Below are 19,211 nucleotides of genomic sequence, written 5' to 3'. Positions count from 1 at the left end.
TCGCCATCGCATAGGCGTCGTCATGGCGGAGATTCGGGGGCGCATCGCCGGGCGAGGACTGGTTCCCGGCGCGCGCCTGCCCTCGGTGCGGGCCTTCGCCAAGACGATGCATGTCTCCGCCTCGACGGTGGTGGAGGCCTATGAGCGGCTGGCCGCGGAGGGGCTGATCCGCTCTCGGCCGGGGTCGGGTTTCTACGTGTCGAGTCCGCTGGCACCTCTGTCGCTCTCCGAGATCGGCCCGAAGCTCGACCGGGCGGTCGATCCGTTCTGGGTGTCGCGCCAGGCACTGGAGGATGGCGACCTGTTGAAGCCCGGTTGCGGCTGGCTGCCGCCCTCCTGGATGCCCGAGGCGGCTATTCGAAGGGCTTTGCGCAGCCTGTCGCGCGGCGAGGAGCGGGTCCTGTCGGACTACGGCACGCCGCTCGGCTCGCCGCAATTGCGGCAGCTCCTTTCCCGACGCATGGGCGAGCACGGCATACCGGCCGCCCCCGACCAGATCATCCTCACCGAATCCGGCACCCAGGCGATCGACCTTCTTTGCCGTTTTCTGATCGAGCCCGGCGATGCAGTCCTGGTCGACGACCCGTGCTACTTCAATTTCCACGCCCTGCTGCGTGCGCATCGCGCAAAAGTCGTCGGCGTGCCGATGACACCGGCCGGGCCGGATATCGAGGCGTTCGGGCAGGCGCTCGAGGAGCACAAGCCGCGGCTCTACATCACCAATTCGGCGATCCACAATCCGACCGGGGCGACGCTTTCGCCGGTTGTGGCGCACCGGCTTCTGAAACTCGCCGACCGGGCCGGGTTGACGATTATCGAAGACGACATCTTCGCGGACCTGGAGCACGAGCCGGCGCCGCGCCTGGCCGCCTTCGACGGGCTCGACGGGGTGGTGCAGATCGGCAGCTTTTCCAAGACGCTGTCGGCTTCGGCGCGCTGCGGCTTCATCGCCGCCAGGCGGGAATGGATCGAGGGCCTCGTCGATCTGAAGATCGCCACGAGCTTCGCGGCGGGCCGGCTGCCGTCCGAGCTCGTATTGCTGCTGTTGACCGACGGCAGCTACCGGAAACATCTGGAAGAGCTGCGCGTCCGGCTTTCGCGGGCAATGGAGGCCGCGACAGGGCGGCTTGCAAGCCTCGGCATCACGCCTTGGCTTCAGCCGCGCGCAGGCATGTTTCTCTGGTGCAGTCTTCCCGACGGGATAGAGGCGGCCGATGTGGCGCGCGCCTGCCTTGCCGACAATATCGTGCTCGCTCCGGGCAACGCATTCAGCCTCTCCCAGAACGCCGGCAGCTTCCTGCGCTTCAACGTGGCGCAGTCGGAGGATGCGAGGATATTCGAGAGCCTCGGGCGGGCGCTCGACGGTCTCGGTGGATAGCGGGTTGAGAGCTGTCAGCCGGGGTTTACTCGTCAGCTATTTCTTGTCCGAGCGCGCATAATCCGGGATTTGGAAACGTCGCCGGTAGGCGCCGGGTGCCAAGCCCGTCACGCGCTTGAACAGGCGGCGGAAGAAGGCGGGTTCTTCATAACCCACCTGCCAGCTGATCTCATCGACCGACGCTTCTGTCCCTTCCAGCCGGCGCTTGGCGTCCTCGATCCTCAGGCGCTGCACATAGGCGATCGGGCTGGTGCCTGCCGCAGCCGTGAAACGACGCTTGAACGTGCGTTCCGCAAGGCCAGCCCGCAGGATCATTTCCTCAAGCGGGTTTGCGACGGAAAAGTGAATGGCGACCCACTCCTGCGCCGCCTGGATCGCCGTGTCGCCATGGTCCTTGCGGCCTTCGAAGACGATATAGGGCGAGAGCCCGTCCTGATGCCATTGCAGCGCGAAGAAGCGAGCGATCGATTGGGCGGCCGCGGCACCCATATGGCGAGCGATGAGATAGAGCACGAGATCGTGCCAGGTCATCGACGCACCCGAGCTGATCAGCTCCTCGCGCCGCCCGGAAACCACCAGCACCCGTTCGGGATGGATATGCACCTGCGGAAAGGCGGCCGTGAAGGCGGCTGAATAGCCGAAGTGCACGGTCGCGTCGGCGCCGTCGAAGAGGCCGGTCTCCGCCAGCAGGAAAATGCCCGAACAGGCGGAACATATCAGCGCGCCGCCCGCATGCATCCGGTAAATCCAGTCGACCAACTGCGGATAGCGGCCTTTCCGCCATCCGTCCGGCCCGAGCAGGATCGATGGAACGATGACGATATCGGTGGCCTCAATCGTGGCGATGCTGCACTGTACGGTGACCGGTACAAGGCTCGCGAGCGTTAGCAGCCCGGTCTCGATGCCGACGATCTGGACTTCGAACGGACGGGTTATCGCAACGTCCGACGGCGGCAGGACCGAAAAGGCGTTCATCACGTCGAAGACGCCGCTCAGCGTCGAGACCACGGCATCGGGAATGGCCACCAGGCTGACATGCAGCGGCTTCGAATGTGTTCCACTCGCCTCGCGCGGCATGGTGATCCCTCCAACGATCAAATCCGTACACCGAGCGTGAGAATGGCGCAAATGGCCCGATTGTGGAATTTCCCGCTCTGCCCGAACCGGTCTGGACCTGCGATCCCTGGTGATCATCAACTTCCGATGAAGGAACAGGAGATAGCAGACATGGACTACGTCAAGACAAACGAGATCGATCCGGCCAAGTTGGACGCGATCGTTTCCCGCGCCATCGGCGATCTATCGGCGGGGTACGGGGGCGTCATGGTCAGCATCGGCCACCGCCTCGGCCTCTACAAGGCAATGGCCGGCGCCGGGCCACTCAGCGCCCATGAACTGGCAAACCGCACCGGATGCGCCGAACGGTATGTGCGTGAGTGGCTGGGCTCGCAGGTCGCCGGCGGCTACGTCCTGTTTCACGCCGGGAGCGGCAGTTTCGAGCTCACTGCGGAGCAGGCGCTGGTGCTTGCCAACGAGGACAGCCCGGTCTTCCTCGCCGCCGCCTGGGGCGTGCCCGCTTCCATGTGGTCGGACGAGGAAAAGGCGCTGGAAGCTTTTCGCAAGGGCTCGGGAATTCCCTGGGGCGATCATGACGGCCGGCTTTATTGCGGCGTCGCCTCGCTCTATCGCAACGCCTACAAGGCAAGCCTGGTCCCCGAATGGCTGCCGGCGCTCGATGGTGTGGTCGAAAAACTGAAGACCGGCGCTTCGGTGGCGGATGTCGGTTGCGGCCATGGCCACTCCACGGTGCTGATGGCGCAGGCTTTCCCGGCTTCGCGTTTCCGTGGCTTCGATACGCATCGCGTGTCCCTCGACGAGGGTCGCAAGATCGCGGCAGAAGCGGGCGTCACCGGCCGGGTCGCATTCGAGACGGCGCGTGCCGAAAACTATCCCGGCAAGGGCTATGACCTGGTCTGCTTCTTCGATTGCCTGCACGACATGGGCGACCCGTTGGCGGCAGCCCGGCATGCCGCAAGAACGCTTGCCCCGGACGGTACGGTGATGCTCGTCGAGCCCTTTGCCAACGACCGCGTCGACGACAACATCTCGCCGGTGGCCCGCATGTATTACGCCGCATCGACGACGATCTGCTGCGCTCATGCGATTTCCGACGGCGGCCACATGGTGCTCGGCGCGCAGGCGGGCGAAGCAAGGCTGCGGGAGATTTTCCACGAGGCCGGCTTCACCCGCTTCCGGCGGGCGATGGCGACGCCGTTCAACCTCGTGCTCGAAGCGCGGTTGTAGTCCAGCTGCATCGACGTAACCTCCAGGGGAACGCGCGGGGCCGGTTTTCGCAGGTCCCGCGCGCTTCTTTTCCCATTCCTGGCGTCTAGTTCTGCGCAATCGTCGTGCGCGGCGACACCCAGTTGTGCCACTGCTCTTCCGAGCCGTGGAAGACGTTGAGGTCGATCTTGCCATCGACGCCGTGGGACAGGCCGGAGCCGGAATATTGCCAGAAAAGCCACCTGCGACCCGGATAGACCTTCGAGGGATGCTGGGCGACCGCGCGCAGCCAGAAGGGATAGTTGAGCAGTTCGCCCGAAAGGTTGTCCTCGTAGAAATCCGGCGCCGTGTAGATGATCGGCCGCTGGCCGTAATGGCGCTCCAGCTTGTCCATGAAGACCTGCATCTTTTCGAGCACCCGGGCGCGGGAGAGTTTCGCCTTGCAGCTCGACTCGCCGTTCCATTCGACGTCGATGACGGGCGGCAGCGCGTCCGGATCGCGCGGGACGTTGCGGATGAACCAGTCGGCCTGTTCGCCGGCCGTGCGGCACCAGTAGAAGAAGTGGTAGGCGCCGCGCCTGATACCCGCCTCCTTGGCTCTTCGCCAGTTGGTCCTGAACATCGGATCGAGGTGGTCGCCGCCGTCGGTGGCCTTGATATAGGCGAAATTGGCGCCTTGCGTCCTCAGCTTCGCCCAGTCGATGTCGCCCTGCCAGCGCGACACATCGACGCCGTGCACCGGATAGCTTCTCGGCGAGACCCTGCCGAAATTGATCGGCTTGGCATCGCGGAACTGACGGCTGTAGATCTGCATGCGCCCCCTGCGGGGTACGGTTTCCAGTGTCGGTTCGTCGGGTATCAGCATGGCCACCGGCCGCTCGGCCGGAAGCGGCATGCCGACCGTCGTTTCCCGCACGAAGGCCTGCGGCGCCGGCATCGCGCCGGTCCAGGCGATGTCCTGCTGCTGCGGCAGGGTCTGTTGCCGGGGGGCTTGAACCGCGCCGATCCGCGAGGTCTTGCCGACACCGACCGACGGGACGGGGGCGGCGGGCAGATCGACTGAGCCCGTTTTTTCCTGGGTTTCGACGTTAGTCATCAGTTCGTCTGGCCCGGATGCCGAAGCGCAGCCCGCCAAGGCGAGGCATGTGACGAGGAGTGCTGGCAGAGCCGATAGACGCATTTTGAAACCCGTACGCAAGACAACAAAGACGGCCGCCCCCGCCGTCGATAAACCCCTGACGGGAATTGCTAACGGAAAATTACCAAAAAATGCTGAATCCAATCTTTACGCGCGGCGATGTTCTGAAATCAGCCGCGCGGCATGATCAACCGCGCCGGGTTTCCCGCAACCGTGGCGCCCGGTGGGACGTCGCGCGTCACCACCGAGCCGGCCCCGACGATCGCCCCATCGCCGATGGTGACGCCGCCGAGAATGATCGCGCCGCCACCGATCCAGACGTCGGCGCCGATGCTGATCGGGCGGCCGATCTCAAGACCCCGGGCGCGCAGGGCGGCGTCGCGGTGGTGATCCGCGCAATAAAGCTGGACGCCCGGCCCCAGCATCGAGCGGGCGCCTATCCTGACCGGCGCCGTGTCGAGGATCGTGCAGCCGGCATTCAGATAGACGCCTTGCCCAAGAAAGACATTGAAGCCGTAGGCGCAATGGAAGGGCGCTTCTAGAAACGCGCCGGCCGCCGTACCGAACAGCGTGCCCAGGGCGGGCGCCATCGCACCCCGCTCGGCGGGCGACATGGTGTTATGCGCATGCACCGCCATCCGCGCTTTGTCCCTCAACGCATCGAGTTCCGGATCGAGGCAACAATACCATTCGCCGGCGGCCATCTTTTCGCGTTCGCTCGCCATCTTGCCTCGTGCCCCCCCCCGCTTCAGCGTTCCGCCCCGGCCTTTAGCCGGGCCGCCTCGCGCCGTGCAAGGCTTTCGGGCGGCCACATCGCCTTCGTACTATAATATTCCTCGAAGACTTTGGCGCCTTCCGGCAGGCCGACCCAGGCGACCTTCGAGCGGGTGAATATATGTACGTCGGGGGAGAACTCGGAACGCCTTTCGAGCGTCTGGACCCGGATGAACAGCATCCACCGGCGCCGGCCGTAGTCGCTCCACACCGCTGTCTGGCATTGCGGACAGCGATAGATGTCGTGGGGCACGCCGCTGTCGGTCTTCATCGCCACTGCGACCGGCCCGCTCTCCACGACCTCGACCCGGTCGGCTTCGATCAGCGCATTGATGGCAAAGGCGCCGCCGGTCTGTTGCTGGCAATCGGTGCAATGGCAGCAATGAATGAACATCGGCCGCCCATGCATGCGATAGCGGACCTTGCCGCAGAAGCAGCCGCCTTCGAATATCTCGCTCATCTTCCGTCCGGCCTCCCTCAGATTACGCATGTCGAATATGAAATATTTCTCAGTTCTCCCGCAACGCAAAATGAACAAGACGGGATCGGCATGTTCTGCTTTAAAGTTCGCCAACACGACATGAGCAGGATTAGACGCATGATTAAAGAGCGGATTGGTATCGTCGGCCTCGGCCGGATGGGCAGCGCCATGGCCCGACGCCTTTCAACACAGGGATTTACGGTGGCGGGGTGGACACGCAGCGGTCTTTCGCCCGACAAGGCGACGACCCTCGGGATCACCGCCTCAATCGATCTGGCTGCACTTCTCGGTGCTTCGGATATCGTCATGCTGGCACTACTCGACGATGCCGCGGTGCACGGCATGCTCGCTGATCTCACCGCCGTCGATCTCGCCGGCAAGCTGATTGTCGATACCAGCACCGTCAGCCCCCAGACGCTGCGCGCCCATGAAGCCGCGATCGGCAAGGCGGGCGCCGCTCTCCTCGACGCGCCGATTTCCGGCGGGCCGGAAATGCTGCTGGCGGGCACGATCGGCCTTTATATCGGTGGCGCGGAGAAGGATTTTCAGCGATTCCTGCCGGTCGCGGAAAATCTCTCGAACAGGATTCACCACGTCGGGACGCTGGGGGACGGCGCATCCGCCAAGCTCGTCAACAACATGATGCTGATGGGCCTGTGGCAGATCATGAAGGAAGCCGTCGATCTCGGTGGCAAGGCGGGGCTTGGGCGCGACAAGATGATCGAAATCCTCTCCGGCAGCCCGGCGGCAAGCCCGGCCATGCGGTCCCGGCTTCCGGTGATACTCGGCGAGACCGAGACGGTCGGCTTTCCGGTCGCCGGCGTGCTGAAGGACATGGGAGTGGTTCTCGACCTTGCCCGCGGCCTTGGCGTCGCAACGCCGGCCATCGAAGCCGCCCGCGCCAGCTTCGAGAATGCAGCGGCGCTTGGTTATGCCGAGGCCGATCTCGGCACCGTCGTGCGGCTGGCGCTCGAAGGGAAAGGCTGAGCCCGGGAGAGGCTCAGCCGTGATAGCGAGGTTAGAACGTCCGGCCGAGGCGGGCATCGACCGATTGGCTATTGCCGCCGCGCAGGGCGAAGAACAGGAAGATCGCTGCCCAGAGAATGGACTTCTCCGCGCCGGCGAGACCCTGGTTCTGTGCAACGCCGTGGAAATAAACGGTGACCAGAAGCACGATCATCGCCGCGAAGGAGGCCGGGCGGGTGAAAAGGCCGATGGCGACGAGGATGCCGCCGAAGAATTCCGTGGCGGCGAGCAGCGGCGACCAGAAGGCGCCCGGATAGAAGCCGAGGCTTTCCACCATGCCGACCGCGCCGAACGGGTTGGTGATCTTGCCGAAACCGTGGGTGACCAGCAGCGCGCCTGCTGTGACGCGCAGGATCGTCTCGACGATCTCATGGGCGGAGGTATAAACAGGAGCAAGTGCCGGAATGATCAGGCGGGAGCGGGTGGTGGATTGAAGAGCCATGGGACCTCTTTTTATGGGAACGACGCGATTATCGTTGCTGCAGCCCCAAATTGACGTTCGCACCCTCTCTGTCGAGACGCGTGCGTTCAAAAACTTGATCATTCTGGTTGACAATATTGTGAGACCGAATTGACTTGGGTAGAAGGCGAAACATGATGGAAAAACCGCGCATTACGATTCTCTATTGCACCCAGTGCAATTGGTTGCTCAGGGCCGGCTGGATGGCGCAGGAGCTTCTGCAGACCTTTGGCGACGCACTCGGCGAAGTGGCGCTGATCCCAGGCACCGGCGGCAATTTCGAGATCCAGTTGAATGGCGGACTCATCTGGGAACGGAAGCGGGACGGCGGCTTTCCTGGCCCCAAGGAATTGAAGCAGCGGGTGCGCGACGTCATCGACCCGGACCGCGATCTCGGCCACCTGGACCGCAAGGCGAAGGAAGACGGCGAGAGCTGAGGCCGCCTGTGACAGATCCGTGAAGGTTTTTTGGCGACAGGGACGGAAACTTCAAAAAGCCAGTTGACAGGTGAAGGTCACACCCGTACATGGCTCTCCGTCGCCCAGATGGCGGAATTGGTAGACGCGCCAGCTTCAGGTGCTGGTACCCGAAAGGGTGTGGAGGTTCGAGTCCTCTTCTGGGCACCATTCCATTTTCGAGCATTGATTTTGCTCGCATTTTCATCGATTTTTGTTTCACTTTCACCAACCCCTCGGGGCGTGGGACAATTTTCGATGCTCGTTTTTCCGACCTCAGTTTGTGGATTGCGCCGGCCGCCAGCCTCTTGCTGTTCGCCTGCTTCGTATAGAGGGTCGCCTGCTTCTTTGTCGTCCGTCCGAAGGTCGCCATCAGCTCGTCTTTGGTCGCGCCGTTCTCGGTGGCGATAGGCGCGCAGGCCATGGGTGGAGCAGTGGAACAGTCCGGCGTCGTCGCACCAGTCCCGCAGTCGCTGAATTGCAACCCCGTTTCGATGATGGAGGGACCTTCGCCTCGCCTCCTAGTTGATATTCCTAAGGGGAATCAATTTTGGGTAAATACATATTGGTTTTCATAATTTGTGTGTAATCGTCGCAGCCGTAGTGCTCTGGGCGTTTCGGTCCACACATTCGCCCTCAGATGATCCAGGCTGATTCATCTGGGGTGCTGGTGGCAGCGGCAGAGCCCATATCGCGACACGGATCGCTTCTGAGAGGCAACCGGTTTGTCGCGCTTGATATGTTCCCAGTCACCTGGGGTTCGGTTTGCCGAAGCTGGCGGCAAAAAGGGCCGGGGGGCGGACATGTTTAGTGCGTCCAATCAAATGCAGATATCGCACAAAATTCGCAGCATCACATCAGCGTAATGCGCAACTTAAGTTCGCCTTCTGCGCCGCAAAGGATCACCAACAAATTGCAAAAAGCTAGATGCGTCGGGGATCCCCGTTCAAGAACTAAGAAGCTGTGCTGTGTCACGACGTCCATCGACTGCCATGTCGAGCTACCTGAGGAGGTGACTAAAAATGGGTCGAGCAACTTTCAATATTAGACTTGACGCTTTATAATCGTCCGGATTTGATGGAGTTTGCCTAGCTTGAAGACGGATGCCGTTGCCATGAACGACATAGCTAAAATATTCGCGGATCCACCGTTGCCGATCGGGTCGGAAAGGCCACGGCTGGTTCAGCGGCACTCATCCGTGCGCCGGACGATGGAGATCGTTCTCGACACCTGGAGCTTCCTCATCCTTCGCGAAGCCTATTTCGGCGTGCGTCGTTTCGACAAGTTTCAGCAGCGGCTGGGCATTCCGCGCCAGACCCTTTCATCCCGGCTTTCCGTGCTGGTCGCCAACGAGATCGTCAGCCTCGGGAAGCGGCCGAACGAACCAGGTCAGCAATACTTCCTGACCGCTCGCGGCAAGGAATTGTTCTCGACCATGCTGTCGTTGATGGAGTTCGGCGACAAGTGGCTCGCAGGTGATAACGAGCCGCCGCTTCAGTTGATCCACAAGACCTGCGGCTGCGAATGCCATCCGGTGACTGTCTGCAGCGAGTGCCTGGAGCCCTTTACGGCCAAGGAAGTGGCTCCCCGTGACGGACCGGGCGCAGGTTATGCCCCCGTGGAAAACCGGCTGACGTCGCGCAGGAGTTCCGACTCGGCGCTGCTGGAAAGGGTAAGGCCTTGTTCGGTTGCGCGCACGCTCGGTATTATTGGCGATCGCTGGAGCTTTCTTATCCTTCGCGAAGGCTGGCATGGTGTGAGGCGCTTCGAGGAAATGCGGGAGAACCTCGGTATCGCGACCAATATTCTCGCCGATCGCCTGACGCGGCTGGTGCAGGCGGACGTATTCCGGAAAGTGCCTTACAATTCCGGCGACCGGTTCGAATACCGGTTTACCCAGATGGGGCTCGATCTCTACAAGCCGATGCTTGTGATGATGGCCTGGGGTGACCGGTGGCTCGCGGATGGCAAGCCACCCATGCGCCTGCGCCACAAGACCTGCGGTCATGATTTCTCGGCCATCGTCGTATGTTCGGAATGCAGGAAGCCGCTGGCGGCCAAGGATACCGATTACCTGCTTCGGTATCCGTTCGACCTGTAAGCCTGGCGTAAATGCAGCTCAAGCGGCATCCGTGGTCTTTGCCGATACTCCACGTCTCGCGTGCAGCATCCGGTATATCCGTTCGGGCGTGACCGGAAGTGTTTCGATCGAAATGCCCAGATGGGAAAGCGCGTCGGATACTGCATTGGCAATGGCTGCCGGGGCGCCGATCGTGCCGCCTTCGCCCATGCCGCGGAAGCCGCCGATATTGTTTGGAAGATCGGCCTCTATGTGGACAATGCCGATATCGGGCACGCTGCTTGCGACGGGAACGAGATAGTCGGCGAGGCTTGCGGCCACGGCCTGTCCCTGATCGTCATGCACGATTTCTTCCAGCAGGGCTGCACCGATGCCCTGTGCCACGGCGCCATGAACCTGGCCGTCCACGATCATCGGGTTGATGATTTTACCGCAATCTTCCGCCACAACATAGCGAAGGATCTTAACGGCATAGGTTTCCGGATCGACCTCGATCATGGCCAGATGTGTCGATGAACTGGCGGTCCCGAGATAGGGGTCATAGGTTTCCGATGCGCTCAGGTCTTCGCGCTGGTCTCGCGGAATGCGGCCCATCTGGGTATAGACTGCGGAGGCGACCTCCTTCAGCGTCAGTGACAGGTTCGAGTTCCGACTGGTGATGATGCCGTCGTGGATATCGAGGTCCTCGACACCCTGCTCCATGAGGAATGCGGCCGCGCGCAGGACCTTCTCCTTGACGACGCGGGCCGCGAGTGTGGCGGCGCCGCCGCCAAGGACAGCCGAACGGCTGGCATAGGTGCCGCTGGCCATGGGGACCAGCGCACTGTCGCCATGCTTGACCTCTATATCTTCCAGCTTGCAGCCCAGTTCGTCGACGATGACCTGGGCAAGCGTCGTTTCCAGCCCCTGACCGTGGGAAGAGATACCGAAAGCAGCGGTGACGGCGCCCGTCGCGTCGATTTCGATCTTGGATGTCTCGGTGCCTGTATTGATCGGCATGCCGGGGGCGACCGAGATACGCGAGCCGATCCCGGTCAATTCGGCGTAGCTTGCGAGCCCGATTCCAACCCAGCGCCCGGCCTTCCTTGCCTCCTCGCGCTCCCGAACCAGCGACGGATAATCGACGTACCTGCAGGCACCCTCCAGGCATTCCTGAAAGGCCGACTTGTCCCAGATGATGCCGGAGGCGGTACGGTATGGAAACTCCTCGTCGCGGACGAGGTTTTTCCGGCGAAACTCGACCGGGTCCATCCCCAGCTTGCGCGCCGCCATCTCGATCAGCCGTTCCATGGCGAAGGTCGAGGAGGGGCGGCCGACGCCGCGGTAGGGGCCGGTCGGCGGCTTCGGGGTCAATACGCCGCGGATCCGACCCCGATAGTGTTCCATTCGATATGGGCCGGGCAGGAAACTGACGACCTGGACGGTTTCCAGCGCTGCCGTCCACGGATAGATCGAATAGGCGCCGACGTCGCCGATGACGTCGGCGCGCAGACCGATCAGCATTCCGTCTTTCGTCACAGCAAGTTCCGCCTCGATCAGTTCATCGAAGGCCTGGCTGGTGGCAGAGAGATCCTCGAGGCGATCGCTGATGTATTTGACGGGGCGTTTCAACTTGCGTGCCAGTGCGCAGACGAGAATTTCCTCGCCGTAAAGCGATCCCTTGCCCCCGAAGCTGCCGCCCACATCCGGAGCGACGACCCGCATCCGCGTTCCGGGAAGATCGAGACAGGCCGACAGGACGTCACGGATGACGCCGGGTATGTTGGAGGAGGTGTAAAGCGTCAGCGATTGTTTCCGGCCGTCCCATTCGGCGAGATAGGACCGGTTCTCCATGGCGACCGCCGTCTTGCGCGTCATGCGGAACCGGCCCTTGACGGTGATCGCCGCGCCCTTGAAGGCCGCATCGACATTGCCGCGCTTGAACTCGCGGCGAATGATCGTGTTCGTCCCCGCCTCCTCGTGCAAAAGCGGTGCGTCGTCCTTGACCGCATCGACCTGCCGGATCGCAAAGGGCAGGGGTTCGTATTCGATCGTAATGTGTTCGAGCGCATCCTCGGCGGCGTAGCGGCTTTCCGCAACCACGGCGATGACCGGTTCGCCGACGTAGCGGACCTTGCCGCGGGCCAGCGGCCAGATCGGGGTCGCGTAATAGCCCGGCATGCGAGAGGTCGGAATAGCTGGCTTGACCTCTCCCTCGAGATCGCTCGCATCATAGATCGCGACGACGCCTGGTACCGAGAAGGCCTCGCCGATATCGATGTTCAGGATCCTGGCATGGGGCTGGTCCGAGCGCCGCAGCGCGACATGCAGCATGCCTGCCGGTGCCATGTCATCGACATATTGCCCGAAGCCCGTCAGAAACCGTGGGTCCTCCGTGCGCTTGACCCGCTTGCCCACCAGTTTGGGGCGCAGCTCGATGGAATGGTCAGAATGGCTCATTCATAGAACTCCGAGCATTTTCTTAGCCCCTGCCACTGCGCGTCGTCATGGCCGGAGATGATCGTGTCTCCGCCATCCCGAAAGGTTTTCAGGCGCTTGAGTGATGCCACCGCAAGATCCATGTTCCAGGTGTTCTTCGGCGCGGTCGCAGTGTCGATGTTGACCTGAAGCGGTGCCGCGTCGGATGCAAGAACGAAGGCGCCATCCCTTTCCAGTTCGACGCGCGCCACGCTCATGCCGGGCGTATGCCCGGGCATAGGCAGGACGACGATACGGCCGTCACCGAACAGGTCATGTTCCGCGTCGAATGTCTGAAAGCCCTGTTCCTGCTCCCATTCGGCGCGCAGATAGCCGACATTCTCCGCTCCTTCAGCCTTTGCCGCTGCGGCCTCCGCCTCGTGGCAAAGGATGGTCGCCTTGCGAAAATAGCTGTTGCAGCCGCAATGGTCCGGGTGAAGGTGCGAACAGATGACGACGTCGATGTCGTCCGGTTGCAGGCCGATCGTTTCAAGCTGGCGGACGACGGTCTGCTCCGGTGTGAAGATCGGGGTCATGACCCGGCTCAGCCCGCCCCAGCGCGCCTGGGGGTCCATGGCCGCTTCCGGGTTGCAACCGCTGTCGAAAAGAACGTTGCCCTGGGCATGGCGCATCAGCGTGGCATGGACCGGCAGGTCGATCGTTTCCTCCTTTGCGGCCCCGGCGATATAGATCGAACGTCGCATCCGGAGCCGGCCGCCTTCGATAAAATGCATCTTCATGTCAGAGGTCCTCTTTCCCTTGCCAGTTCGCGGACGGCGTTGACGATGTGCTCATAGCCAGTGCAGCGACAGATGTTTCCGGAGAGCGCTTCGCGGATCTCATCATCGCTTTCCAGCGGATGGTGGCGAAGGAGATCGGTGATCGCCATGATGAAGCCCGGGGTACAGAAGCCGCATTGCAGTCCGTGATGCTGGCGAAATGCTTCCTGGACGCGACCGAGCCTATCGATGCTGCCCTGGCCTTCGATGGTTTCGATCTCCATGCCTTCCGCCTGTACGGCGAGGGTGAGGCAGGAGCGCGCACTGCGTCCGTCGAGGATGACGGTGCAGGCACCGCACACGCCGTGTTCGCAGCCGACATGGGTGCCTGTCAGGCCAAGCTCCTGGCGCAGGAAATCGCTCAGCAACATGCGGGCTTCTACGGTGCGCGTATAGGAGAGGCCGTTGACGCTGACGGTGATCTTTTTTTCGGTCATGGACGTTTCCGGTTTTGGGCGCGGCTCCAGGCCGCACGGAGCGCGCGCTTGGCAAGCACGCCCGAAAGGTGCCTGCGGTAATCCGCCGAGGCGTGGATATCGGAGTTGGGGGTAAGGATGTCTGCCAGCCTGTCTGCGACCGTGTCGAGAACGGCGTCGGAGAGATCGGTGCCTTCGACGATATCCTCGATCTCATGCAGACGCAGCGGCGTTTCTCCGACCCCCATCATTCCGATACGAACGCCGGCCGCCACGCCGTTTTCGACGCGAAGGGTCGTGGCGAAACAGGCAAGAGCGAAGTCGCCATGGCGTCGGGCAAATTCCTCGAAACCCCAACTGGCTTCGGGAGGCATGGCATCGATTTCCACGGCGATCACCAGCTCGTCTTCTTCGAGCGCATTCACCAGCGAGCCGACGAAGAATTCCGCCGCGGGAATCCTGCGTTCACCGCGCACGGAATAGGCAATGATCGTGCCATCGAGAAACCGGGTCATCAGCGGCATTTCGGTGGCCGGGTCCGCATGCGCGACGCTGCCGCAGAAAGTGCCGCGGTTGCGCACGGTCATGTGAGCGACATGGTGCATGGCGTCATGGACCACGGGCAGGTGCTTGGCGACGAGAGCGTCGGTGGCGGTCGTGTGATGCCGCACGGTTGCTCCGATCCGCAGTCGAGTGCCGTCGAACTCGATCCGGTCCAGCCCGGAAATCCTGTTGATGTCGATCAGCACGGACGGCTTCACCAGTCGGAAGTTTATCATAGGCATGAGGCTCTGGCCGCCGGCGATGATCTTGCCGTCGCCTCCGGATGCAGCCAGTGCCGCCGCCGCCTCCTCGATCGTTGCCGGCGCGATGTAGTCGAACTGTGCGGGCTTCATTGTTCCGCCCGTTCCGCCTGCCCGGCCGTCGTTCTTGTCGATGAACGTGCCATCAGTGCTCCTCCGGCGTCATTTCCCAACAATGACGCTTGCTGTAAATTCACTTGCATTATTAGACTTAAAGGAAGAATGTCAAGCGAGCTCGTGGGCGGTGTCGTGCGTATCGTCCCGATGGAGATGAGGAGGATTTTCAATGGAAATGTCTGGTCAGCAATTAATACCGGCCACGAGGGATGAGGTCTGGGCGGCACTGAACGATCCGGACGTGCTCAAGGTCTGTATTCCCGGATGTCAAGAACTGACGAAATCGTCCGCGACCGAAATGTCCGCTGTCGCGGTTATGAAGGTCGGGCCAGTCAAGGCGCGGTTCCAGGGCGCGGTGACGCTCTCGGACCTCGATCCGCCGAACGGGTACAAGATTACCGGCGAAGGGCAGGGCGGCGTTGCTGGTTTCGCCAAGGGCGTGGCCGTCGTGAAACTGTCCGAAGTGCAGGGCGGGACCGTTCTGGACTATACCGTGGACGCGCAAATCGGCGGCAAGCTTTCGCAGCTTGGCGGGCGGCTGATCGACGTCACGGCAAAGCAGATGGCGGGCCAGTTTTTCAAACGGTTTGCCGAGGAAATACAGGCGCGCCAGAATCCGCAAGAAGCGGCTCCGGTGGAAGCGACGCCCGCCGCGCCAACGCATTCCGAACCTGCCGCCGCACCGCGCGAGGTGCCTGCGAGAGCAGTCTCAAGGTCTGCCGCCCAGCCGGCCATGGCGGTCGGTTCCGGCGCCTCGCTGCCGGTGACCGCGCTCGTGGTGTTCGTCTCGGTGTTGGCCGCCCTGTGGATTGTTTATGGCGGGCTGTTGCTGAGTCTTGCTCCGGCTGTGGACGCGCCCTCGCGCATATCCCCAGATCTTGCCAGTATCGTCCAGCTGGTCATGGCGGTGGCCATCGGCTACCTGTTCGGTAGAATCTCAAAATAGGCTTTTGCCATTTGAACGGAAAAGGCCGGAGCATATGCTCCGGCCTTTTCTTTTCGCTTGCACAGGAAGACTTTCAATCTCCTCTCCGGCGCTCCAGAAAAAGCTTCAGCTCGCCGAACATGCCCCGCCTGAACATCATCACGCAGATCACGAAGAACAAACCGATGATGAACGTGATCGGCAGGCCGCTGGTCGAGAGGAAATGTTCCAGCCCGGCGACGACAGTTGCTCCGACGATCGGCCCGATCAGCGTTCCCATGCCCCCGAGAAGGGTCATTAGGATGACTTCGCCCGACATGTGCCATGTGACGTCCACGAGCGAGGCGAGCTGGAAGGCGATCGCCTTCAGCGAGCCGGCGAAGCCCGACAGCGCCGCCGATAGCGTGAAGGCAATCAGCTTGTATCGCTCCGGCTTAAGGCCAAGCGAGGTCACGCGGGTCTCGTTTTCGCGAATGGCCGACAATGTATGACCGAAGGGCGAATTGACGACGCGCCATATGATCATCAGCCCGATGACCGTGCCGCCCAGGACAGTGTAATACATCGCGGTGATGTTCCTGAGGTCGATGACGCCGAGCAGATAGCCCCGAGGCACGGCCTGGATGCCGTCTTCCCCGCCAGTGAACGGCATCTGGACCGCCATGAAATAGACCATTTGGGCAAGCGCCAGCGTGATCATGGCGAAATAGATGCCGTGGCGGCGGATCGCCAATGCCCCGAATGCGAGACCCAGGATCGTCGCGAACACCGTTCCGGCCAGGACAGCCAGTTCGAACGGCCACTGCCAGACCTTGGCCGCATGCGCCGCTATAAAGGCACCGCCGCCGAAGAATGCGGCATGCCCGAAGGAGAGCAGCCCGGCATAACCGAGGACCAGGTTGAATGCGGCAGCAAACAGGACGAAGCAGAGGATCTTGATCAGGAAGAGAGGATAGACCGCGAGCGGCGCAATCAGCATCGCGACCACAACGGCGACAAGCAATACGCGGCCGATCATCTGGCCATAACCGAGCGGGGTGACAGGATTGGCAAGGGTCACGCTTTTCATCTCAAGCCTCACGACTGAACAGGCCGGCTGGCCGGATAAGGATCACCAGCACCATGATGATGAACACCGCGATCGACGAGGCGGCAGGATAGAATGTCTTGGTGAGACCCTCGATTACTCCGAGCGCCAGTGCCGTGATGATCGCGCCGCCGATCGATCCCATGCCGCCGATCACGACGACGGCGAAGACAACGATGATGATGCTGGACCCCATGCCGGGACTGACCTGATAGAGGGGGGCGGCCAGCGCGCCGGCGAAACCGGCCAGCCCGACGCAGAACGCATAGGTAAGCGTCAGCATGAGGGGCACGTTGATGCCGAAGGCCTGGACCAGCGAGGGATTTTCCGTCGCTGCCCGCAGATAGGCGCCGAGCTTCGTCTTCTCGATGGCAAGCCAGGTCAGGAGGCAGATGACGAGCGAGACCGCAATCACCCAGGCGCGATACATCGGAAGGAACATAAAGCCGAGATTGATGCCGCCCGTGAGGGCTGCCGGAACGGGATAAGGCTTGCCGGCCGCGCCGAAGACGTGACGGAATAGTCCTTCCAGCATCAATGCCACGCCGAATGTCAGAAGCAGGCTGTAGAGATGATCCATGCGATAGAGCTGCTTCAGAAGCAGTCTTTCTACGACTATCCCGCAAAGGCCTACCACCAGAGGCGCGGCGATCAGCGTGCCCCAATATCCGAGGCCGAGCCGGGAAAGCATGTACCAGGCGACAAAGCCGCCCAGCATGTAGAAGGCTCCATGTGCGAAGTTGATCACGTTGAGCATGCCGAAGATGATCGCCAGCCCGAGGCTAAGAAGCGCATAGAAAGAGCCGTTGATCAGTCCGAGCAGCAATTGGCCGAGAAGAACGGGAATTGGCACCCCGAGGAAATCTGTCATCTGATTCCTACCTGTTGAAACGTGCGCATAGCGATCAGACCCCCAGATACCGGTTCAACCGGTCCATGTTGGCGTCAAGCGCATCATTGGAAATTTCGTCGACGACCTTTCCCTGATCGAGGACGAAGTGCCGGTCGGCGACGGAGGCCGCAAACCGCAGGTTCTGCTCGACCAGGATGATGGTCATGCCGCGATCCTTGAGGATACGCAGCGCAGCGCCGATCTCCTCGACGATGACGGGGGCGATACCTTCCGTCGGCTCGTCGAGCAGGATGAAGTCCGCTCCGGTGCGCAGGATGCGGCCGATCGCCAGCATCTGCTGCTCGCCGCCTGATAGCCGCGTACCTGGCGTGGTGTCCCGGCCCTTCAGATTGGGAAACAGGCTGTAGATCTCCTCGACGCTCATGCCGCCCGACTGCCAAGCCGGCGGAAACATCAGGTTCTCGATGACGTTCAACTTGGAAAATATGCCCCGCTCCTCGGGGACATAGCCGATCCCGAGCCGTGCGACCTTGTGCGCCGGTGTCCGGAGAAGATCGACACCCTTGTAGGTGCCGGTGCCGGCCCGTTTGCCTACAACACCGATCAGGCTGCGCAGGGTGGTCGTCTTGCCGGCCCCGTTGCGGCCGATCAGCGTGACGACCTCGCCCTTGCGGACATTGAAATCGACGCCGTGCAGAACGTGGCTTTCGCCGTACCAGGCCTGAAGATTGCTGACGTTCAGAAGTGCTTCAGCCATGGGCTGCTCCCATATATGCCTTGCGGACTTCGCTATTCGTCGAAACTTCCGCATAGGTTCCTTCGGCGATCACCTCGCCGCGACGCAACACGGTGATCGTGTCGGACAGGTCGGCAACGACGCCCAGATTGTGCTCGACCATCAGCACGGTACGGCCCTTGCCGACGCGGCGGATCAGCGCCGCCGTCCGGCCGATGTCCTCGGTTCCCATGCCGGCCATCGGCTCGTCGAGGAGCATGACTTCCGGCGCCAGCGCCAGCGTGGTCGCCAATTCCAGAGCGCGCTTGCGTCCGTAGGAGAGTTCGCTGGCCTTCGTCCGGGCCTTTTCGGCAAGTCCGACGCTTTCGAGGAGTGCCAGCGCCTCTTCGTCAAAGCGCTTCAGACACTGGCTGGACTTCCAGAAAGAAAAGGTCTCGCGCTCGCGAGCCTGTAACGCGACCCGCACATTTTCGTGCGCGCTCAGATGCGGAAAGACCGACGAGATCTGGAACGAGCGGACCAGGCCGAGCCGCGCGATATCGGCAGGCGCCATCTGCGTGATGTCGCGACCCTTGAAGAAGATCTGGCCGGAACTCGGGGAAAGGAACTTGGTCAACAGGTTGAACAGCGTGCTTTTGCCGGCGCCATTGGGGCCGATCAGAGCGTGGATGGTGCCCGGCCGGATTTTGATGTCGACGTTGTTTACGGCGATGAAGCCGCCGAACGAGCGCGTCAAACCTCGCGCCTCGATGATGGGTGCGTTCTCCGGCACGAGTCCTCCCTCCCGGCTGAATTTCTCTCTTCCCGCGGCGCCAGGCAAAGCCGGTCCGCAAGCCTCATCCAACGGAAAAGGCAACTAAAGAAAAACACATAAAGTCTAATAATGCAAGCTTGCGTACCGGTGAAAATTCTGTTTATCTTGATTGCATGGCCTTGTGCATAGCAGCATGACTGAGGCTGGTG

Annotated in this window: 19 protein-coding genes and 1 tRNA gene; 7 read left to right on the top strand and 13 right to left on the bottom strand. The window is 62.0% G+C overall.

The annotated features are described in order from the left end of the window. Nucleotides 1–22 precede the first annotated feature (22 nt). Nucleotides 23–1,378, top strand: coding sequence for a PLP-dependent aminotransferase family protein (locus ACSQ8R_RS27695; protein ID WP_436256544.1), 1,356 nt, complete (start codon nt 23–25; stop codon nt 1,376–1,378). A gap of 36 nt (nt 1,379–1,414) precedes the next feature. Here ACSQ8R_RS27695 and ACSQ8R_RS27690 read toward each other — a convergent pair whose 3' ends face one another. Continuing rightward, nucleotides 1,415–2,455: a GlxA family transcriptional regulator gene (locus ACSQ8R_RS27690; protein WP_436256543.1), complete on the bottom strand. Its 1,041-nt coding sequence runs from the start codon at nt 2,453–2,455 to the stop codon at nt 1,415–1,417. 150 nt (nt 2,456–2,605) lie between these two features. Between ACSQ8R_RS27690 and ACSQ8R_RS27685 the strand changes: the two genes are divergently transcribed. Next, nucleotides 2,606–3,682: a class I SAM-dependent methyltransferase gene (locus ACSQ8R_RS27685; protein ID WP_436256542.1), complete on the top strand. Its 1,077-nt coding sequence runs from the start codon at nt 2,606–2,608 to the stop codon at nt 3,680–3,682. Nucleotides 3,683–3,767: 85 nt separating this feature from the next. On the opposite strand, the gene ACSQ8R_RS27680 is transcribed toward ACSQ8R_RS27685, so the two are convergent. From ACSQ8R_RS27680 to ACSQ8R_RS27670, 3 genes are all read right to left on the bottom strand, one after another. Further along, nucleotides 3,768–4,841 carry a GH25 family lysozyme gene (locus ACSQ8R_RS27680; protein WP_436256541.1) on the bottom strand — a complete coding sequence of 358 codons (1,074 nt, stop codon included), beginning with the start codon at nt 4,839–4,841 and terminating at the stop codon, nt 3,768–3,770. A 128-nt stretch (nt 4,842–4,969) separates the two neighbouring features. Continuing rightward, nucleotides 4,970–5,524, bottom strand: coding sequence for a sugar O-acetyltransferase (locus ACSQ8R_RS27675; RefSeq protein WP_436256540.1), 555 nt, complete (start codon nt 5,522–5,524; stop codon nt 4,970–4,972). 23 nt (nt 5,525–5,547) lie between these two features. After that, the gene (locus ACSQ8R_RS27670) at nt 5,548–6,033 is read right to left on the bottom strand and encodes a GFA family protein (RefSeq protein WP_436256539.1); all 486 of its coding nucleotides are present in this window, start codon (nt 6,031–6,033) and stop codon (nt 5,548–5,550) included. Nucleotides 6,034–6,123: 90 nt separating this feature from the next. Between ACSQ8R_RS27670 and ACSQ8R_RS27665 the strand changes: the two genes are divergently transcribed. Further along, nucleotides 6,124–7,041 (top strand): NAD(P)-dependent oxidoreductase, encoded by a 918-nt coding sequence (locus tag ACSQ8R_RS27665; RefSeq protein ID WP_436256538.1) that lies wholly within the window; start codon nt 6,124–6,126, stop codon nt 7,039–7,041. A gap of 31 nt (nt 7,042–7,072) precedes the next feature. Here the strand turns inward: ACSQ8R_RS27665 and ACSQ8R_RS27660 are convergent, their stop codons facing one another. Beyond that, on the bottom strand, nt 7,073–7,522 hold the full coding sequence (locus ACSQ8R_RS27660; RefSeq protein ID WP_436256537.1) for a DoxX family protein: 450 nt from the start codon (nt 7,520–7,522) through the stop codon (nt 7,073–7,075). A 152-nt stretch (nt 7,523–7,674) separates the two neighbouring features. Between ACSQ8R_RS27660 and ACSQ8R_RS27655 the strand changes: the two genes are divergently transcribed. From ACSQ8R_RS27655 to ACSQ8R_RS27645, 3 genes are all read left to right on the top strand, one after another. Next, on the top strand, nt 7,675–7,977 hold the full coding sequence (locus ACSQ8R_RS27655) for a SelT/SelW/SelH family protein (protein ID WP_436256536.1): 303 nt from the start codon (nt 7,675–7,677) through the stop codon (nt 7,975–7,977). A 102-nt stretch (nt 7,978–8,079) separates the two neighbouring features. Then, nucleotides 8,080–8,166, top strand: a tRNA-Leu gene (locus ACSQ8R_RS27650). Between the two features lie 943 nt (nt 8,167–9,109). Then, nucleotides 9,110–10,096: a winged helix-turn-helix transcriptional regulator gene (locus tag ACSQ8R_RS27645; RefSeq protein WP_436256535.1), complete on the top strand. Its 987-nt coding sequence runs from the start codon at nt 9,110–9,112 to the stop codon at nt 10,094–10,096. A gap of 18 nt (nt 10,097–10,114) precedes the next feature. On the opposite strand, the gene ACSQ8R_RS27640 is transcribed toward ACSQ8R_RS27645, so the two are convergent. Genes ACSQ8R_RS27640 through ACSQ8R_RS27625 form a run of 4 tightly spaced genes read right to left on the bottom strand, consistent with a single transcriptional unit; the run spans nt 10,115 to nt 14,623 of the window. After that, nucleotides 10,115–12,514: a xanthine dehydrogenase family protein molybdopterin-binding subunit gene (locus ACSQ8R_RS27640; protein WP_436256534.1), complete on the bottom strand. Its 2,400-nt coding sequence runs from the start codon at nt 12,512–12,514 to the stop codon at nt 10,115–10,117. Next, nucleotides 12,511–13,272, bottom strand: a complete 762-nt coding sequence (locus tag ACSQ8R_RS27635) for an N-acyl homoserine lactonase family protein (protein ID WP_436256533.1) — start codon at nt 13,270–13,272, stop codon at nt 12,511–12,513. Before ACSQ8R_RS27635 ends, ACSQ8R_RS27640 begins: the two co-directional genes overlap by 4 nt. Beyond that, complete coding sequence (locus ACSQ8R_RS27630) at nt 13,269–13,748, bottom strand: (2Fe-2S)-binding protein (protein WP_436256532.1); 480 nt, start codon at nt 13,746–13,748, stop codon at nt 13,269–13,271. The genes ACSQ8R_RS27635 and ACSQ8R_RS27630 overlap by 4 nt, the downstream gene beginning before the upstream one ends. Further along, a complete protein-coding gene (locus ACSQ8R_RS27625; protein WP_436256531.1) occupies nt 13,745–14,623 on the bottom strand; it encodes an FAD binding domain-containing protein in 879 nt (292 codons plus the stop codon). The genes ACSQ8R_RS27630 and ACSQ8R_RS27625 overlap by 4 nt, the downstream gene beginning before the upstream one ends. A 193-nt stretch (nt 14,624–14,816) precedes the next feature. Here ACSQ8R_RS27625 and ACSQ8R_RS27620 point away from each other — a divergent pair, with 193 nt between their 5' ends. Beyond that, the gene (locus ACSQ8R_RS27620) at nt 14,817–15,593 is read left to right on the top strand and encodes an SRPBCC family protein (protein ID WP_436256530.1); all 777 of its coding nucleotides are present in this window, start codon (nt 14,817–14,819) and stop codon (nt 15,591–15,593) included. Between the two features lie 73 nt (nt 15,594–15,666). Here ACSQ8R_RS27620 and ACSQ8R_RS27615 read toward each other — a convergent pair whose 3' ends face one another. From ACSQ8R_RS27615 to ACSQ8R_RS27600, 4 genes are read right to left on the bottom strand one after another with little or no spacing between them, the layout of a single operon-like run. Beyond that, on the bottom strand, nt 15,667–16,641 hold the full coding sequence (locus ACSQ8R_RS27615; protein ID WP_436256529.1) for a branched-chain amino acid ABC transporter permease: 975 nt from the start codon (nt 16,639–16,641) through the stop codon (nt 15,667–15,669). A 1-nt stretch (nt 16,642) separates the two neighbouring features. After that, the gene (locus ACSQ8R_RS27610; RefSeq protein ID WP_436256528.1) at nt 16,643–17,530 is read right to left on the bottom strand and encodes a branched-chain amino acid ABC transporter permease; all 888 of its coding nucleotides are present in this window, start codon (nt 17,528–17,530) and stop codon (nt 16,643–16,645) included. Between the two features lie 34 nt (nt 17,531–17,564). Then, complete coding sequence (locus tag ACSQ8R_RS27605; RefSeq protein ID WP_436256527.1) at nt 17,565–18,269, bottom strand: ABC transporter ATP-binding protein; 705 nt, start codon at nt 18,267–18,269, stop codon at nt 17,565–17,567. Continuing rightward, on the bottom strand, nt 18,262–19,020 hold the full coding sequence (locus tag ACSQ8R_RS27600; protein WP_436256526.1) for an ABC transporter ATP-binding protein: 759 nt from the start codon (nt 19,018–19,020) through the stop codon (nt 18,262–18,264). The genes ACSQ8R_RS27605 and ACSQ8R_RS27600 overlap by 8 nt, the downstream gene beginning before the upstream one ends. Between the last annotated feature and the right edge of the window lie 191 nt (nt 19,021–19,211).

This window comes from Neorhizobium sp. LjRoot104, assembly GCF_964253725.1.
Classification (GTDB): Bacteria; Pseudomonadota; Alphaproteobacteria; order Rhizobiales; family Rhizobiaceae; genus Neorhizobium.
This window is presented reverse-complemented; position numbering and strand designations above follow the sequence as displayed.

What these genes read in the sequence shown, in the direction of transcription:
- ACSQ8R_RS27665 (WP_436256538.1), top strand. Translation starts at nt 6,124, where the DNA reads ATGTTCTGCTTTAAAGTTCGCCAACACGACATGAGCAGGATTAGACGC.
- ACSQ8R_RS27610 (WP_436256528.1), bottom strand. Translation starts at nt 17,530, where the DNA reads ATGACAGATTTCCTCGGGGTGCCAATTCCCGTTCTTCTCGGCCAATTG.
- ACSQ8R_RS27695 (WP_436256544.1), top strand. Translation starts at nt 23, where the DNA reads ATGGCGGAGATTCGGGGGCGCATCGCCGGGCGAGGACTGGTTCCCGGC.
- ACSQ8R_RS27645 (WP_436256535.1), top strand. Translation starts at nt 9,110, where the DNA reads ATGAACGACATAGCTAAAATATTCGCGGATCCACCGTTGCCGATCGGG.
- ACSQ8R_RS27615 (WP_436256529.1), bottom strand. Translation starts at nt 16,641, where the DNA reads ATGAAAAGCGTGACCCTTGCCAATCCTGTCACCCCGCTCGGTTATGGC.
- ACSQ8R_RS27685 (WP_436256542.1), top strand. Translation starts at nt 2,606, where the DNA reads ATGGACTACGTCAAGACAAACGAGATCGATCCGGCCAAGTTGGACGCG.
- ACSQ8R_RS27690 (WP_436256543.1), bottom strand. Translation starts at nt 2,455, where the DNA reads ATGCCGCGCGAGGCGAGTGGAACACATTCGAAGCCGCTGCATGTCAGC.
- ACSQ8R_RS27670 (WP_436256539.1), bottom strand. Translation starts at nt 6,033, where the DNA reads ATGAGCGAGATATTCGAAGGCGGCTGCTTCTGCGGCAAGGTCCGCTAT.
- ACSQ8R_RS27680 (WP_436256541.1), bottom strand. Translation starts at nt 4,841, where the DNA reads ATGCGTCTATCGGCTCTGCCAGCACTCCTCGTCACATGCCTCGCCTTG.
- ACSQ8R_RS27655 (WP_436256536.1), top strand. Translation starts at nt 7,675, where the DNA reads ATGATGGAAAAACCGCGCATTACGATTCTCTATTGCACCCAGTGCAAT.
- ACSQ8R_RS27630 (WP_436256532.1), bottom strand. Translation starts at nt 13,748, where the DNA reads ATGACCGAAAAAAAGATCACCGTCAGCGTCAACGGCCTCTCCTATACG.
- ACSQ8R_RS27625 (WP_436256531.1), bottom strand. Translation starts at nt 14,623, where the DNA reads ATGAAGCCCGCACAGTTCGACTACATCGCGCCGGCAACGATCGAGGAG.
- ACSQ8R_RS27635 (WP_436256533.1), bottom strand. Translation starts at nt 13,272, where the DNA reads ATGAAGATGCATTTTATCGAAGGCGGCCGGCTCCGGATGCGACGTTCG.
- ACSQ8R_RS27640 (WP_436256534.1), bottom strand. Translation starts at nt 12,514, where the DNA reads ATGAGCCATTCTGACCATTCCATCGAGCTGCGCCCCAAACTGGTGGGC.
- ACSQ8R_RS27620 (WP_436256530.1), top strand. Translation starts at nt 14,817, where the DNA reads ATGGAAATGTCTGGTCAGCAATTAATACCGGCCACGAGGGATGAGGTC.
- ACSQ8R_RS27675 (WP_436256540.1), bottom strand. Translation starts at nt 5,524, where the DNA reads ATGGCGAGCGAACGCGAAAAGATGGCCGCCGGCGAATGGTATTGTTGC.
- ACSQ8R_RS27605 (WP_436256527.1), bottom strand. Translation starts at nt 18,269, where the DNA reads ATGGCTGAAGCACTTCTGAACGTCAGCAATCTTCAGGCCTGGTACGGC.
- ACSQ8R_RS27660 (WP_436256537.1), bottom strand. Translation starts at nt 7,522, where the DNA reads ATGGCTCTTCAATCCACCACCCGCTCCCGCCTGATCATTCCGGCACTT.